The organism is Rhodobacteraceae bacterium D3-12, assembly GCA_025916135.1.
Classification (GTDB): domain Bacteria; phylum Pseudomonadota; class Alphaproteobacteria; order Rhodobacterales; family Rhodobacteraceae; genus JAKGBX01.
In genome coordinates, this window is sequence record CP104793.1 from 822,262 (window position 1) to 835,744 (window position 13,483).

The 13,483-nt window shown below is 59.0% G+C and carries 9 protein-coding genes and 1 pseudogene; 6 read left to right on the forward strand and 4 right to left on the reverse strand.

What is annotated here, in order from left to right; all coding sequences use genetic code 11:
* The first annotated feature begins 145 nt into the window (after positions 1-145).
* The 6 genes from N4R57_04115 to N4R57_04140 are packed head-to-tail and all read left to right on the forward strand — an operon-like array spanning position 146 to position 5,924.
* Positions 146-1,114, forward strand: a complete 969-nt coding sequence (locus N4R57_04115) for an ABC transporter substrate-binding protein (GenBank protein UYV38283.1) — start codon at positions 146-148, stop codon at positions 1,112-1,114.
* On the forward strand, positions 1,114-2,817 hold the full coding sequence (locus N4R57_04120) for an iron ABC transporter permease (GenBank protein UYV38284.1): 1,704 nt from the start codon (positions 1,114-1,116) through the stop codon (positions 2,815-2,817). Before N4R57_04115 ends, N4R57_04120 begins: the two co-directional genes overlap by 1 nt.
* The gene (locus N4R57_04125) at positions 2,805-3,854 is read left to right on the forward strand and encodes an ABC transporter ATP-binding protein (protein ID UYV38285.1); all 1,050 of its coding nucleotides are present in this window, start codon (positions 2,805-2,807) and stop codon (positions 3,852-3,854) included. The genes N4R57_04120 and N4R57_04125 overlap by 13 nt, the downstream gene beginning before the upstream one ends.
* Positions 3,855-4,922, forward strand: a complete 1,068-nt coding sequence (locus tag N4R57_04130; GenBank protein ID UYV38286.1) for an MBL fold metallo-hydrolase — start codon at positions 3,855-3,857, stop codon at positions 4,920-4,922.
* Positions 4,919-5,497, forward strand: coding sequence for a histidine phosphatase family protein (locus N4R57_04135; GenBank protein UYV38287.1), 579 nt, complete (start codon positions 4,919-4,921; stop codon positions 5,495-5,497). The genes N4R57_04130 and N4R57_04135 overlap by 4 nt, the downstream gene beginning before the upstream one ends.
* On the forward strand, positions 5,460-5,924 hold the full coding sequence (locus N4R57_04140) for a polynucleotide kinase (GenBank protein ID UYV38288.1): 465 nt from the start codon (positions 5,460-5,462) through the stop codon (positions 5,922-5,924). The genes N4R57_04135 and N4R57_04140 overlap by 38 nt, the downstream gene beginning before the upstream one ends.
* Positions 5,925-6,156: 232 nt before the next feature.
* On the opposite strand, the pseudogene N4R57_04145 reads toward N4R57_04140, so the two are convergent.
* From N4R57_04145 to N4R57_04160, 4 genes and pseudogenes are all read right to left on the reverse strand, one after another.
* Positions 6,157-6,295 (reverse strand): annotated as a pseudogene (locus N4R57_04145) (transposase).
* Between the two features lie 210 nt (positions 6,296-6,505).
* Positions 6,506-10,183, reverse strand: a complete 3,678-nt coding sequence (locus N4R57_04150; protein ID UYV38289.1) for a hypothetical protein — start codon at positions 10,181-10,183, stop codon at positions 6,506-6,508.
* Between the two features lie 703 nt (positions 10,184-10,886).
* Complete coding sequence (locus N4R57_04155) at positions 10,887-11,210, reverse strand: RcnB family protein (protein UYV38290.1); 324 nt, start codon at positions 11,208-11,210, stop codon at positions 10,887-10,889.
* A gap of 324 nt (positions 11,211-11,534) precedes the next feature.
* Positions 11,535-13,481, reverse strand: a complete 1,947-nt coding sequence (locus N4R57_04160) for a MacB family efflux pump subunit (protein UYV38291.1) — start codon at positions 13,479-13,481, stop codon at positions 11,535-11,537.
* Between the last annotated feature and the right edge of the window lie 2 nt (positions 13,482-13,483).

Sequence of the window (13,483 nt, forward strand, 5' to 3'; positions counted from 1 at the left end):
AAAGTGCCCAATTCGCGGTCAGCCTAGAGCGCGTGTGAAAACAGATCAATTTGAATCAGAGAATCTGGGAAATTGTCACAAAACTGTTGTTCTCGGCAGGGATAAGGCACCCGAGCGCTACTTTCGAACGAAACAGGAGAGATCCATGAAAACCTTCCTTTCGGCCACGGCTTTTGCCCTTATGGCCAGCACTGCAATCGCTGACAAGATCACGCTTTATACCTCGCAGCCGAATGCCGACGCGCAAAAGACCGTTGATGCGTTTATGGCCGCCAATCCGGGCACAGAAGTTGAGTGGGTGCGCGATGGCACCACCAAGCTGATGGCACGTTTGCGGGCAGAAATCGAAGCGGGCAACCCGCAGCCTGATGTGCTTTTGATCGCCGATACCGTGACCCTTGAAGGCATGGCGCAACAGGGGCAGTTGGCGGCGCATAAGTCGCTGGAGGCCAAGAATTATGATCCGGCGCTTTATTCGGCGGACGGCTATTACCACTCTACCAAGCTGATCACGACCGGCATTGTTTATAACACTGGCATCGAGAAAGCGCCGACCGCTTGGAGTGATCTGTCGGATGGCGCGCTTAAAGGTCAGGTGGCAATGCCGTCGCCGCTTTATTCCGGGGCGGCGTTGATCCATCTCGCGACGTTGACGGGTGATAAAACGCTTGGTTGGGATTATTATCAGGCGCTGGCCGGTAACGATGCCCGTGCGCAAGGCGGCAATGGTGGCACGTTCAAGGCCGTAGCATCGGGTGAGAAACCCTATGGCATGGTCGTCGACTTTCTTGCCATTCGCAACAAGGCCAACGGCTCCCCGGTTGAGTTTGTTTTCCCGAAAGAGGGCGTCTCTTATGTGACCGAGCCTGTGGCGATCATGTCCACGGCCAAGAACGTCGAGGGCGCGCAGAAGTTCGTTGATTTCCTGCTGAGCAAGGACGGACAGGATCTTGTTCTGGACATGGGCTATATCCCCGCGCGTAACGACATGGGCGTCCCCGAAGGGTTCCCGGCGCGTGCAGAAATCAAGCTGATGGCGTTTGATCCGGCGACCGCGTTGAAAAACGCCGAGGCCAACAAGGCAAAATTTGCCGAGATGTTTGGCGCCGAATGATGCGATCGTCGACAAAAATGGGAGGCAGCCGGTCCGAGGATCGGCTGCTCTCGGTTATTCTGGTCCTTGCGATTTGCCTGACGCTGGCGCCTGTGTTGCGGCTGTTTGTTGAAGGCGTCACGGATCAGGGCGCGTTGAGCTTTGAGGTGATGCAAGAGGTTCTGGCGCAGCCGTCGACGCTGAGCGCGTTGCGGCATTCCTTGATCACTGCAGGGCTGGGCACGGTTGTGTCGCTGATCCTTGGGGCGGCGTTTGCGTTTCTGGTGGCACTGACGGATTTGCGGGCCAAGGCGGCTTTGGTCTTTTGCCTGATGATCCCGATGATGATCCCGCCGCAGATTACCGCGCTGTCATGGACACAGATCATGGGGCCTTCGTCGGTTTTGCTCAAGACATTGGGCATTGCGCCACCGCTTGGGGCGCCGCAGCCGCTTTATTCGGCTGAGGGCATTATCCTGTTGTTGGGTATTCAGCATATGTCGATCATTTTCCTGACCCTGCGGGCGGGTTTGCGTGCGATCCCGCAAGAGGCGGTCGAGGCGGCGCGGATCAGCGGGGCGAGGGGCCTGCGCACGTGGTGGCAGGTGGTGATGCCGCTGACGCTTCCCAGTTTGGCGGCGGGCACAGCGATTACATTTGTGACTGCGCTGGGCAATTTTGGGATTCCGGCGATGCTGGGCATTCCGGCGGGCTATGCCACGCTGCCGACGCTTGTGTATCAAAAGCTGGCCGGGATGGGGCCGAGCGTTTTGGGCGAGGTTTCGGTTCTGGCGATGCTGATCGGGGCGGTGGCCGTGGCGGGCATTCTGTTGCAGCGGTTCTTTCAAAGCCGACAGAAGCTGCATCTGGTTGGCTCCACCTCGCGGCCATTGGCGATCCCGCTTGGGCGGGCGCGATTGCCGGTTGAGATATTGCTGTGGGCGGTGGTTTTCAGCATCCTCGTTTTGCCGATGTTTGGCCTTTTGGCGACCTCTCTGGTGCCGGCATACGGTGTCGCGCTGGGCTTGGACACGGTGACGATTGCCTCGTGGCACGAAGTGTTGTTGCGTCAGCCGGCGACGACGCGGGCGTTTGTCAATTCGTTCGGATTGGCGGCCGGGGCGTCGGTTGTGCTGATGCTGATTTGCTTGCCACTGGCGTGGTTGATGGAGCGGCGCAACACGCGGTTGGCGCGCATCTTCGACAGCCTGCTTGATCTGCCCTATGCGCTGCCCGGTGTTGTCTTGTCGATTGCGATGATCCTGTTGCTGATCAAGCTGCCGTTCACCGACGTCACGCTTTATGGCACGATCTGGATCATTTTTCTGGCGTATCTTGCGCGGTTTTTCGCGGTGATGTTCCGCCCGGTGCAGGCGAGCCTGAAACAGCTGGACCCGGCGATGGGCGAGGCGGCGCAATCTGTTGGAGCCTCGCTTTACCGGCGGATGCGGGATGTGATCCTGCCGCTGTCTGCGCCTGCGGCGGCGGCGGGGGCGATCCTTGTCTTTCTGACCGCATTCAACGAACTCACGGTGTCCGCGCTGCTCTGGTCTTCGGGGACCGAGACCCTTGGCGTGGTTATCTTCAATCTCGACGACAGCGGTGAAGCCGGCATGGCGAGCGCGCTTGCCATGACCATCGTGTTGGTGGTCATGGCGCTTATGGCGTTGATCCAGCTGTTTTCGCGCCGTTTACCCAAAGGAGTTGTCCCATGGCAGACATAGACCTGTCCTCGGTTGGCAAAACATTCGCGGGCACGCCCGCGCTTGCAGACATCACAACGCGGTTTGAGGATGGCGAGTTCATTGCCCTGCTTGGACCGTCAGGATGCGGCAAAACCACGTTGTTGCGGATTTTGGCGGGGTTCGAATTGCCAAGCAGCGGGCGGTTGAGCATCGGCGGGCGTGAAATGGCCAATGCCGACACCGGCGCGGTGATCCCGCCGGAGGAGCGTAACATTGGTTTTGTGTTTCAATCCTATGCTTTGTGGCCGCATATGTCGGTGCGGCGCAACGTGTCTTACCCCTTGGAAATCCGCCGGTTTTCCAAAGCCGAGATCACAGTGCAAACCGATGCGGCGCTGGCGGCGACCGGGCTTGGGGCCTATGCCGACCGCATGCCGTCGGATCTTTCTGGTGGGCAGAGACAGCGGGTGGCTTTGGCGCGTTGCCTTGTGTCTGATCCTTGCGCGGTATTGTTGGACGAGCCATTGGCCAACCTTGATGTGGCGCTGCGGGCGTCGATGCAGGGGGTGTTCACCGATTTCCACAAACGCACCGGCGCGACCATGGTCTATGTCACCCATGATCAGGCCGAAGCCATGGCGATGGCCGACCGGATCGTGGTGATGGACAAAGGGCGCATTCAGCAATTCGACACGCCCCAGACGCTCTATGAGCGGCCCAAGAACCGCTTTGTTGCAGAGTTTGTCGGGCGTGGCACCGTGGTGCCCGTGCAAGAGGCAGAACAGGTGGGCGCCGCGCGGCAGGCCCGCGTTTTGGGCGCGCAGGTGGTGGTGCACTCCGATGCCAGCGCCGTGCCGGTCAGCCATGTTTGTTTGCGGCCCGAAAACTTGACCATTTCCGAGGTCGGAGACCTGCGCGCCAAGGTGGCACGGGTCACCTATATGGGCGGAAAATACCTGTTGGAGACGGTGACCGGCTGTGGCGCGCGGCTTTTGGCGGAAACGCGGGCGCGGTTCGACGAGGGCGCACAATTGGGCCTGACGATTACAACCCCTTGGGCCTTTTCAGAGGATTAAATGCAGAGCGTAAGATTACTTTCGGGCATCGGGGACAAGGGCCCCGCATGCATTCAGTTGACCGCGAACGAGCGGATCTGGCTGTTGGATTGCGGCTTTGGGCCGGAGGCGCATGCGCAGTTCGACCCCGCGTGGTTAAGCGGGGCGGAGGCGGTGTTTATCACCCATGACCACATCGACCATATCGGTGGCGCGTCACATGCGGTCGAGGCGGGGCTTGTGATCTATGCAACGGCCCAGACCGCCAAGGCGCTGCCGCCGGCGGCCAAGGTGCGCCTGCTGCCCGAGCAGGGCGAGACGGTGATCGACGGCGTGACCCTCACCACCGGGCGCAACGGCCATGCGATGGGCGGCGTGTGGATGCATTTCGATCTGGGCGAGGGGTTCTTTTACTCTGGCGATTGGTCGGAAGAATCCGATTGGTTCCCGCTTGATATGCCGCCTGCGGCGGCGACGGCGGTTCTGGATTGTTCCTATCAATTGAATGACGTGCCGCAATCAGAGCGGCTTGCGGCGTTGCATGCGTTGCTGGACGGCTTGCAGGGGCAGGTGCTTTTGCCGGTGCCGCCCTCGGGGCGGGCGGGCGAGATGGCGCTGCATCTGGTGCGGCGGTACGGGCATGAGAGCGTCATGCTTGACCCGGAGTGTCAGGCGACATTGCTGAGCGCGTTGAAGAGCACGACCCTGAGCCCGGATGCGCAGGAGATTGCGCCGCTGTTGCAACGCGGCCCGATGGAGCAGGCACGGTTCCTTGTGTGTGACACGCCCAATGCGGATGGCGGTGCGGCGTGGGGCTATGTGCGGGCATGGCACGAAGGCGGGCGATTGGGGCGCGATGCGCATGTGGTGTTCACGGGCCATATGACGGCCCATGCGCGCGGAATTTGCGCTGTTCCTGGCGGGTATTTCCAACGCTGGAATGTGCATCCGCCATTGCGCGATCAGGTCAAGATGCTTGGTCGACTAGGGGCGAAATGCTTTGCTCCTGCGTTTTGTGCGCAGCCCGAAGATTACCTTGTCGAGGATCTGAACGTCGAGATTTTCCTGCATGATCCGGTGCGGCTATGACGGGGTCTGAACTGCCCGCGACGAGCTTTTGCTTGATCCGCCATGGCGAGACAACGGCCAATGCGCAGAGCATCATCGCTGGCGTAACCGACGTGGCGCTGACTGAGCGGGGCCGCACGCAGGCGCGGGCGCTGGCGCAATTGACTTGGCCGGATCAGCTTGCGATTTTCACCAGCCCGATGGCACGCGCAAGGGAGACCGCGCGCTTGGGGTTTCCGGGCCGCGATATGCAGCACCATGCAGGCTTGCGCGAGCGTGATTGGGGCGTTTATGAAGGCGCGCCGATCAGCGATAGCCCTGTAAGAGAGGCAACTCCGGAGCGCGGTGAAAGCTGGCCCGGAATGCTGGCGCGGGTGCATCGCGCCATCTGTGAAATCTGTATTCAGTCGGGTGGGCGGCTGCCTGTTTTGGTTTGCCATTCCGGCGTGATCCGCGCCGCGCGAGTGCTGTGGACAAGCGGGCATGTCGGCGAGCGGCCTGCGAATGCCATGCCGATCCTCTTTCTTAAAACCAACGATAAATTAATGGAGCAGAGTTATGAAAACAGCGGGTTCGACGCCCTGCGTGGTGTTTGATGTTGATGGCACATTGGCCGAGTTCGATGCGGATCGGCTTGGGTATCTGGTGCACGGCAAGGAAAAGCTGTGGGATGAATTCCATGACGCCATGGCAAGCGCGGCTTTGATTGAGCCGATCGCACAGTTGATGCGTCGTTTAAAGGACAGCGGCGAAACGATTGTGATTTGCTCCGGGCGCCCCAAGGGCTGGATCGCGCACACGGTTGCGTGGCTGCGCAAACATGAACTGCCGTTTGACGGAATCTACCTGCGCGCCGACGATCAGGACGAGGCCAGCGACCCGGACGTGAAGCGCCGCGCCTTGGAGGAGATGAAGGCCGATGGCTTTGCGCCATGGCTGGTGGTGGATGACCGCAGTTCAGTCGTGCAGGCATGGCGTGACGAAGGGCTTGTTTGCCTGCAATGCGCGCCGGGAGATTTTTGAGCCGCGCGCAGGAGGTTGGGCGGGGGGCATCCTGAGCGAAAGGCTGAAAAGCGTCACGCCAGCCTGTGGCCACTCTAGGCGTAACCACCCGATGATCGGTATCGGGTTTTTTAGCGAAGCTGGGAGATTCCGACCGCAGCTCTTTGACTTCGAGGGATATCGCTTGTTGCGCCGTGTCACCCGCCAAGCGGTTCTTTCCAGCTTCAAGGAATTCTTTTGACCAGGAACAATACAGGCTCTCAACGACTCCTGTCGTCTGCCGGAAGCGGCAGGTCGAGCAGCGCCTTCAAGGTTAGGCATGTCTGGGTCGCCGTATCGCTGAATTGCCGCTGACGACCACGGTTGCCGTTCGGCGGAGCAATCCAGACCATCTCTGGATCAAACAATATTAACAACTTAGGCGGTCTTCTCCGGCAACTCCACCGATTACACGCTGACGCGCAGCGGCAATAGCGTCTCGGTCGTGGGGGCCGGTGGGGCCGATCTTCTGATCAACGTGGATTATTTTCGCTTTGGTGACGAGGATGTCAGGATCTGGGATCTCTAAAACCGGCCTAGGCTAAGGTTGACTGCGGGCGTCTCTAAACGCCCGCAGTCTGGTGTTGTATCGCTGATCGGAGATCCCAGATGGTCACGTCGCCATCGTCAAACCGGAAGTACTCGACATCGATCAATTGGTCCGTGCCATCCGCGCCCACAACCGTCACGTTGTTGCCAGAACGGGTCAGCGTGTAATCGGCCGCATTGCCCGTGAACAGCGCATAGTCCGAGCCGCCGCCACCGTCGATCACGTCGTTGCCAAGCCCACCCATCAGGTAGTCGACACCGCCATAACCGAACAGGAAGTCGTCGCCTTCAAGCCCGCTTAGCTGGTTGCGTTCGCTTGAACCGCGCAGCTCGTCATCGAAGCGCGACCCGACGAGGTTCTCGATCTCGACATAGAGGTCGCTCCGCGCGTCCCCGACCGAGCCGTAGCCCGTCTCGCGGCCGTTCGTTACAGCGCCGTTCGACAGGTTCGCCGTTACGCCCGAAGAGGCGTTGTAATAGGTCACCGTGTCGGTGCCGCTGCCGCCGTAATAGCGCTCGCGACCGCCGGTCGAGCTGACGAACCAATCATAGCCGCCCAAGCCGCGGAAGTCGTTCTCGCCATCGTCGCCATAGAACACATCCTGCCGGCTCGACCCGGTGATGCGTTCCACCGACGTCAGGGTCAGACCCTCGGCCAGGGCGGTGTTATTGGCCGAATTGGCCAGATCAATCACCACGCCCGTCGCCAGCGCCCCGCTGGGCGGGAGGCCGTTGGCCGAGAACACATCGGCCACCACGGTCACCTCGCTCGACTGGTATTCGAGGAAGGAGATCATGTCCTGCCCCGAGCCGCCATCGATCGTGTCATTGCCCTCGGTCGCGATGATCCAGTCGTAGTTGCCTAGCGCGCGGATCTCGTCATCGCCATCAGTGCCGCGGATACGGTCGGCATAGATGGTGGTGGTGATCCGCTCGACGTTGGAAAAGGCGATCTGTTCGGAGCCATCGTGGTTAACCGCCGTGCCGGCTTGCATGTCGATATCAAGGCGATAGTCGACATTGGTCCGCCCCGGCGTGTCGGCGAGGTTGTAGAACGAGACCATGTCGCGTCCGTCGCCACCGTCGATGGTATCCGAACCACCCCCTACGTTCATCCAGTCATTGCCTCCCATCGCATTGAAACGTTCGGCGGCGGGTGTGCCCGTTTGCAAATCGGCATTGTCCGTGCCCGTGAATGTCGGAGGGGCCAGGTCTGCAAGATCGTCGTAGCTGATCGTTTGATCCGAAAACTCAATGAATTCAACGTCGTCATGGATAATGTCCGTGCCATCCGATGTGGCCACAGCTAACCCATTCGGCACATGGTACAACTCCGCAGACAGGCTGCCGCCGGAGCTTAGGGACGCACCGATAACCGCCGTGTCGCTGCCGCCGCCGCCCTGCAGATCGTCGTTATCCGCGCCGCCGATCAGCCGGTCATCGCCCTCTCCGCCTAGAAGCATGTCGTTGCCTGCAAGGCCGCTAATGGTGTCATCACCGTAGTTCCCCGGGAGGGTATCGTCATCAACGGTGCCGGTAATATCGCGGTTTCGAAGCTCCAAAATCTCAGCGTAACTCAATACCACAACGGGATCACTGTAGTTCTGGAACTCGTAGGTTTCGACGTTGCTTACGACATTGTGCTGTGGGTTGTAGTAGCTGTTGTCGTAGTCGATGGTGAGTGCATCATCTGGCCCGCCAACCACGAGATCAGCAATCGGGAACGCGTTAAAAATGGCCCTGTCATTTCCATCCCCGCCATCTAGAGTGTCGTCGCCGAAGCCGGCGTACAGCACGTCATCTCCGGCCTCACCGTACAACTCGTCGTTGTGCTTCCCACCGTCCAAGGTGTCATTGCCGATCCCACCGTAGAGCTGATCATCGCCGTCCCTGCCATCTATGGAGTCGTCGCCAGCTTCGCCAAAGATGTCGTCATCGCCATATGATCCAATGAGTGTATCCTGGCCGTAATCTCCGACGATCGTATCGTCGTCGACTGTCCCGTACTCGTAAATGTTACGAAGCTCCAAAATTTCGGCATAGGTGCGCGTGTCGGTGTAGGAGCCATCCGAAAACTCGAATACCTCAAAGCCTTGCACAACATCACTGCTGCCCGCGTAAGAGATAGTCAGCGCATCCGATGGCCCCCGAACGGAAGTGATGTCAGCGATCCTGACATCAAACGCCGCCGTGTCGTTTCCTGCCCCACCGATCATGGAATCGTTTCCCGGACCGGCGTTGACGAAATCATCGCCATCACCGCCTGTCAGGCTGTCGTCACCTTCACCGCCAATGAGCGTGTCGCCACCATCACCGCCGGTGATCGTGTCATTGCCGACTTCGCCATCAAGATAATCCGCAGCGCCAGCACCTTGCAGCAGGTCGTCACCGTCGCGACCAAAGATCGCTGTTCCGCCTTCAGCCGCGATCAATTCGTCTTCGCCTGAGGTGCCGAGCGAGTCGGGCAGATACAATCTGACCAAGACATCATTGCCGAGTTCATCCGAAAAGGCGCTGCCTTCGATGAGGGCCATTATCTTGCCGTTGCCCAGCGTCACCATGTCGAGGGGGCTGTGATAGTAGTTTATCTCGTAGTCGGGCACACGCCGCGATGTGGCGACAAACATCTCACCAACAGCTTCGTTATTCTCGTCATAGCGTTGGGCATATGTCGTGTAGCCGACAGAACCGCTCGAAATATACCGCGCCGTGATCAGCACTCCTCCGTCTTCCATAGCAGCAGCGGCAGTGTCGTAATACCGAGCATCAAGGTCGATATCATCTGTTACGGCAACGCCGTCGGCATCGAAGCGGCGCCATGCGGAAACGTCCCCGTTGTACCAAGTGACGACAAAGCCGCCATCCGGCATTGCAGTGGCCGCTGGTCTTGCTTCCCAGTCTGGCGCATCCGAACTGATCATGAAGCTGTCGCCCAAAGCGTTTCCGCTCTGATCAAAAACTCGCCCGAGGATCGCGGGTTGGTCGCTGGTGTTACCGGCTGCGTCAATACCGCCCCGCATAAAGACGATGTACCGACCACCTGGCAGAGAAACAGACTCTCCGACCCAGTTGGAATAGTCGACAGAATAGGATCCTGTGCCAACCCAAGGCGTTATGGCCGAGGGCGTTCCATTTGCAGCAGCAGTATCAGTAAATGTTTGTGTATAGACAATCTGCGCACCTCCATATTGCGCTAGAATGCCCGGGTAAGACGCGTTCCATGTGAACGCAAAACCGCCAGTGTCCAGGGCGGTAATCGCATATAGATCGCCATCGGCGGTGACTTCCGCCAGTTGACCGACATCGCGATCAGGCAGATCAATGATCGTTTCGCCGCGCATTGCGCCGTCGGCATCATAGCTGCGCACATGAGCGTCCCTTGTCACTGAATCCCGCCAGCCAACAGCATAACCGCCATCGGCGAGGCCCGTCACAACGGGGTACATGCTGGAACTGTCATCAGTTTGCTCAATAGAAACAGGCGCACCCATAGCAACCCCGTCCGCATCGTAGCGCTGGGCAAACATTTCATAGAGAAACGAATAGACGTCTGGGTCCGGCTGCGTGGTCTGCGTATAGACTACCATTGCGCCACCGTCGGCAAGCGCGGTGATATCGGAGCGGGCTTGAGAGCCTGCGCGGTCAGCAGACGCTGAAACAGCATCCGAGGCGGGGACAAGTGTATAAGTCATGTTAGGCTCTTTCCACTGGAGATATTTCGCTGCCCAATATCTCGGTAAGGCAAAACGCACTTTTTTGCGCTTTACGTAATTTTAGCTTTTTCACCGCACAGACGTCGTTGATTGGTATCAATTACTGAGTAGAAACACCCAAAATCCGGCCCTGAAATATGGCGTCTGCTCCTTTAGACGCTTGGTGCCCGTCGCCTTCATGCCGCGGAATTAAGGGGCGGGAGGCATAACCAGAACACGACCATGGCAGCCAAGGTACATGCGGGCAGGAAGACCTTGAGGCATCTGTCGCGACGGGTCGGGGCCCGGCGCCAATCCCTGAGCCGGGCGAAGCTGTTCTCGATCTTGTGGGATGGACAACGCATGGTTGCTGCCTTGGTTATGGGGGGGCTACATCGACCGAACATTGGCAGCACTGAGCCCGAGACCTTGCCACCCATGATCGGCATCGGTTTTTAGCGAAGCTGAGAGAGCTGGAGCGGAAACTGGGGCGTTTCCGAGGACACAAGACGAGGCAGTCAGCGACGGGCGGTTCGGCACGGTTGGGGAGAGGTGCGACCGTTCGGGAGTGGCCGGGGGTAGCCTAGAGGGGGAGGAGTGGCGCTATCGGCCCATTCCGGTCATTGGCTTTTCCGCTAAGCGCCGCAGCGCATTAGCGTCAGGCCAGCCATTCGCTGCGACAGCGCCACCTCTCGTCGCGTGATCAGTTAATCAAAGCCTTTACCAAAAGCGTTGCAGCCGCCGCCAAGTAAATACTGCCTCCATTCGTGACGTAAACTTCGTCGCGGTCTGGGCGCGGTAGCCCGCGTTTTTGCCAATCTTTGACAACGATTACGTCCTGTTTGGCGAAGCGGTGACCAACTGCATGCCGATGGCTTTGCTTTTTCACCACCTTTGCCTTGTGACCGTGGCTGTGGGAGTCTTGCTTTGTCATTACCCTGTCCGCCATGGCCGTCATTGGCATTACAGCCACTGCTGCGGTAGCTAAGAAAAAAATGGTTGCGCATTGTTTTGTCAGGTTCTGCATTGGCTTCTTCCTTATTGTTAACTCCTATTAATACGTTTGCTCGACAGATACCCGTCGCTGCGGCTCTATCGCTTTCGGACATTGAACCGCGATAAGACGGTCGAGCTTAGAAGCTGGAAGGCTGCAACATGGGTTTGCGCCAACTTCGATCATATCTCTATCACCTCGCGGCGACGTCTGTCCCCATAGAGGTTGAGTATAGATCTAGAAACCGCGACAGATCCTAAATGATCGCTGAACTTTGGGGATAGCGATTGAACCTCATTCCTCACCACCTGCTATGGCAGACGTTCACTCGAGACCGTTCGCACCACCTGGTCGCTCTCACGCGTGGTTGAGCGCAACGACCGGGTCGAGTCGTGCCGCCGCCCGCGCTGGCAAATAGCCAAAGGTGATCCCGATCAAGGTTGAGGACAGAAAAGCCACAACAATCGCCGTAGCCGAGAAGCTCAATTGCACATCGGACGAGAAATACCCCACCATCTGCCCGCCGATCAGGGCTCCGGCGATCCCTATGACGCCACCTGTCAGGCAAACCAGCACTGCTTCGATCAGGAACTGCGCCACAATATCCGACCGCCGCGCCCCGATTGCGATGCGCACACCGATCTCTTTTGTGCGCTCGGTGACGGATACCAGCATGATATTCATCACCCCGATCCCCCCGACGATCAAAGAAATCACAGCGATCATCGCCACTAGCAAGGTCAACGTTTCCGTAGTGGAGGTCATCGTATCTCGGATCGTGTCGGAGTTTGAGAGGAAGAAATCCTTGGTGCTGTGGCGGGTGGTCAACAACGCGTTGATCTCTGACTCGGCAAGTGTGGTATCGTAATCATCGCTTACCCGCACCGCGATGCTATCGAGGAAGTTCTGCCCGGAAATCCGCGCCATCACTGTCGTATAGGGCACCCATACATTCAGTGACTCCGGGCCAAAGCTCGCCCCGCTTGACCGCACAACGCCAATCACCCGCACCGGCACGCCACCCAGCAGCAGCACTTTACCAACCGGGTCAACGCCTACGTCGAAAAAGGTGTCGCGCGTGTCCTCGTCGATCACCGCGACTTGGGCACGGCCAACAACATCGTCGGCCGCAAAGGTGCTGCCGCTCACCATTATGTAATTGTGGACATTAAAGTAATCCCCGCCCACCCCGTTAATCGCTGCCTCCGAGGAGGAGCCACGATACACGACCGTCCGTTTGGTCTCGACGGAGGGAGACGCGCTGTCGGCATAGGGTTGCAGCGCAAGCGCATCCGCATCGGACGGCATCAGCGTTTCCACCTTGGCAGCGTCACGCGCCCCAAACCCCGTGCCCGAGCGCACGGTGATCGTGCTGGTCCCAAGCGTTGAAATACTGTCGAGCACCTTTTCCTTGGTGCCGGTTCCCAACGCGACCACCAGCACAACAGACGCAATGCCGATAATGATCCCCAGCATTGTCAAAACCGAGCGCACCCGATGCGCCAAAAGCGCCTTGATCGACATTTGGAACGCCTCGCGCAGCCGTAGAAGCGCAGCCCCTGTACCCGTTTTTCGCGGGGCATGCTCCAACCGGCTGGCATCTGTGACATCCTTGGCATCCGTCTTTGTATCCGAGATGATCCGCCCGTCACTGATCTCGATCGTGCGATGGGCATGCTGGGCGACCTCTGGGTCATGGGTGACCATGACAATGGTGTGGCCTTTGCGGTTTAGCTCCAACAGCAAATTGATCATTTCTTTGGAGCTTTTTGTATCAAGCGCGCCGGTGGGCTCATCCGCGAGGATAACCTCGCCTCCGTTCATCAGCGCGCGTGCCACGGAAACCCGTTGCTGTTGGCCCCCCGAAAGCTCGCCGGGGCGGTGGTCCAGCCGGTCGGCTAAGCCGAGTTGTCCCAGCAGCTCAGCGGCGCGCGTGCGCCGGGCCGCGCTGCTTTCCCCGGCATAAATCGCAGGCACCTCGACATTGCTCACAGCGTCAAGATCGGGCAAAAGTTGATAGCGCTGGAAGATAAAGCCGAAATGTTCGCGCCGCAGTTGGGCAAGCTGATCGGAGCCGAGTTCACTCACATTCTGACCCGCAAAGCTGTAGCTGCCCGAGCTGGCGCGATCGAGGCACCCCAGAATGTTCATCAGCGTTGATTTACCCGACCCCGATGCGCCGATGATCGCCACCATCTCACCCGGCCAAATGTCGACATCGACATCGCGCAGGACAGTGATAGTGTCATCGCCAGCTTGAAAGCTGCGCGATATCCCATGTGCAGAAATCAGCGGTTCGTTCATAG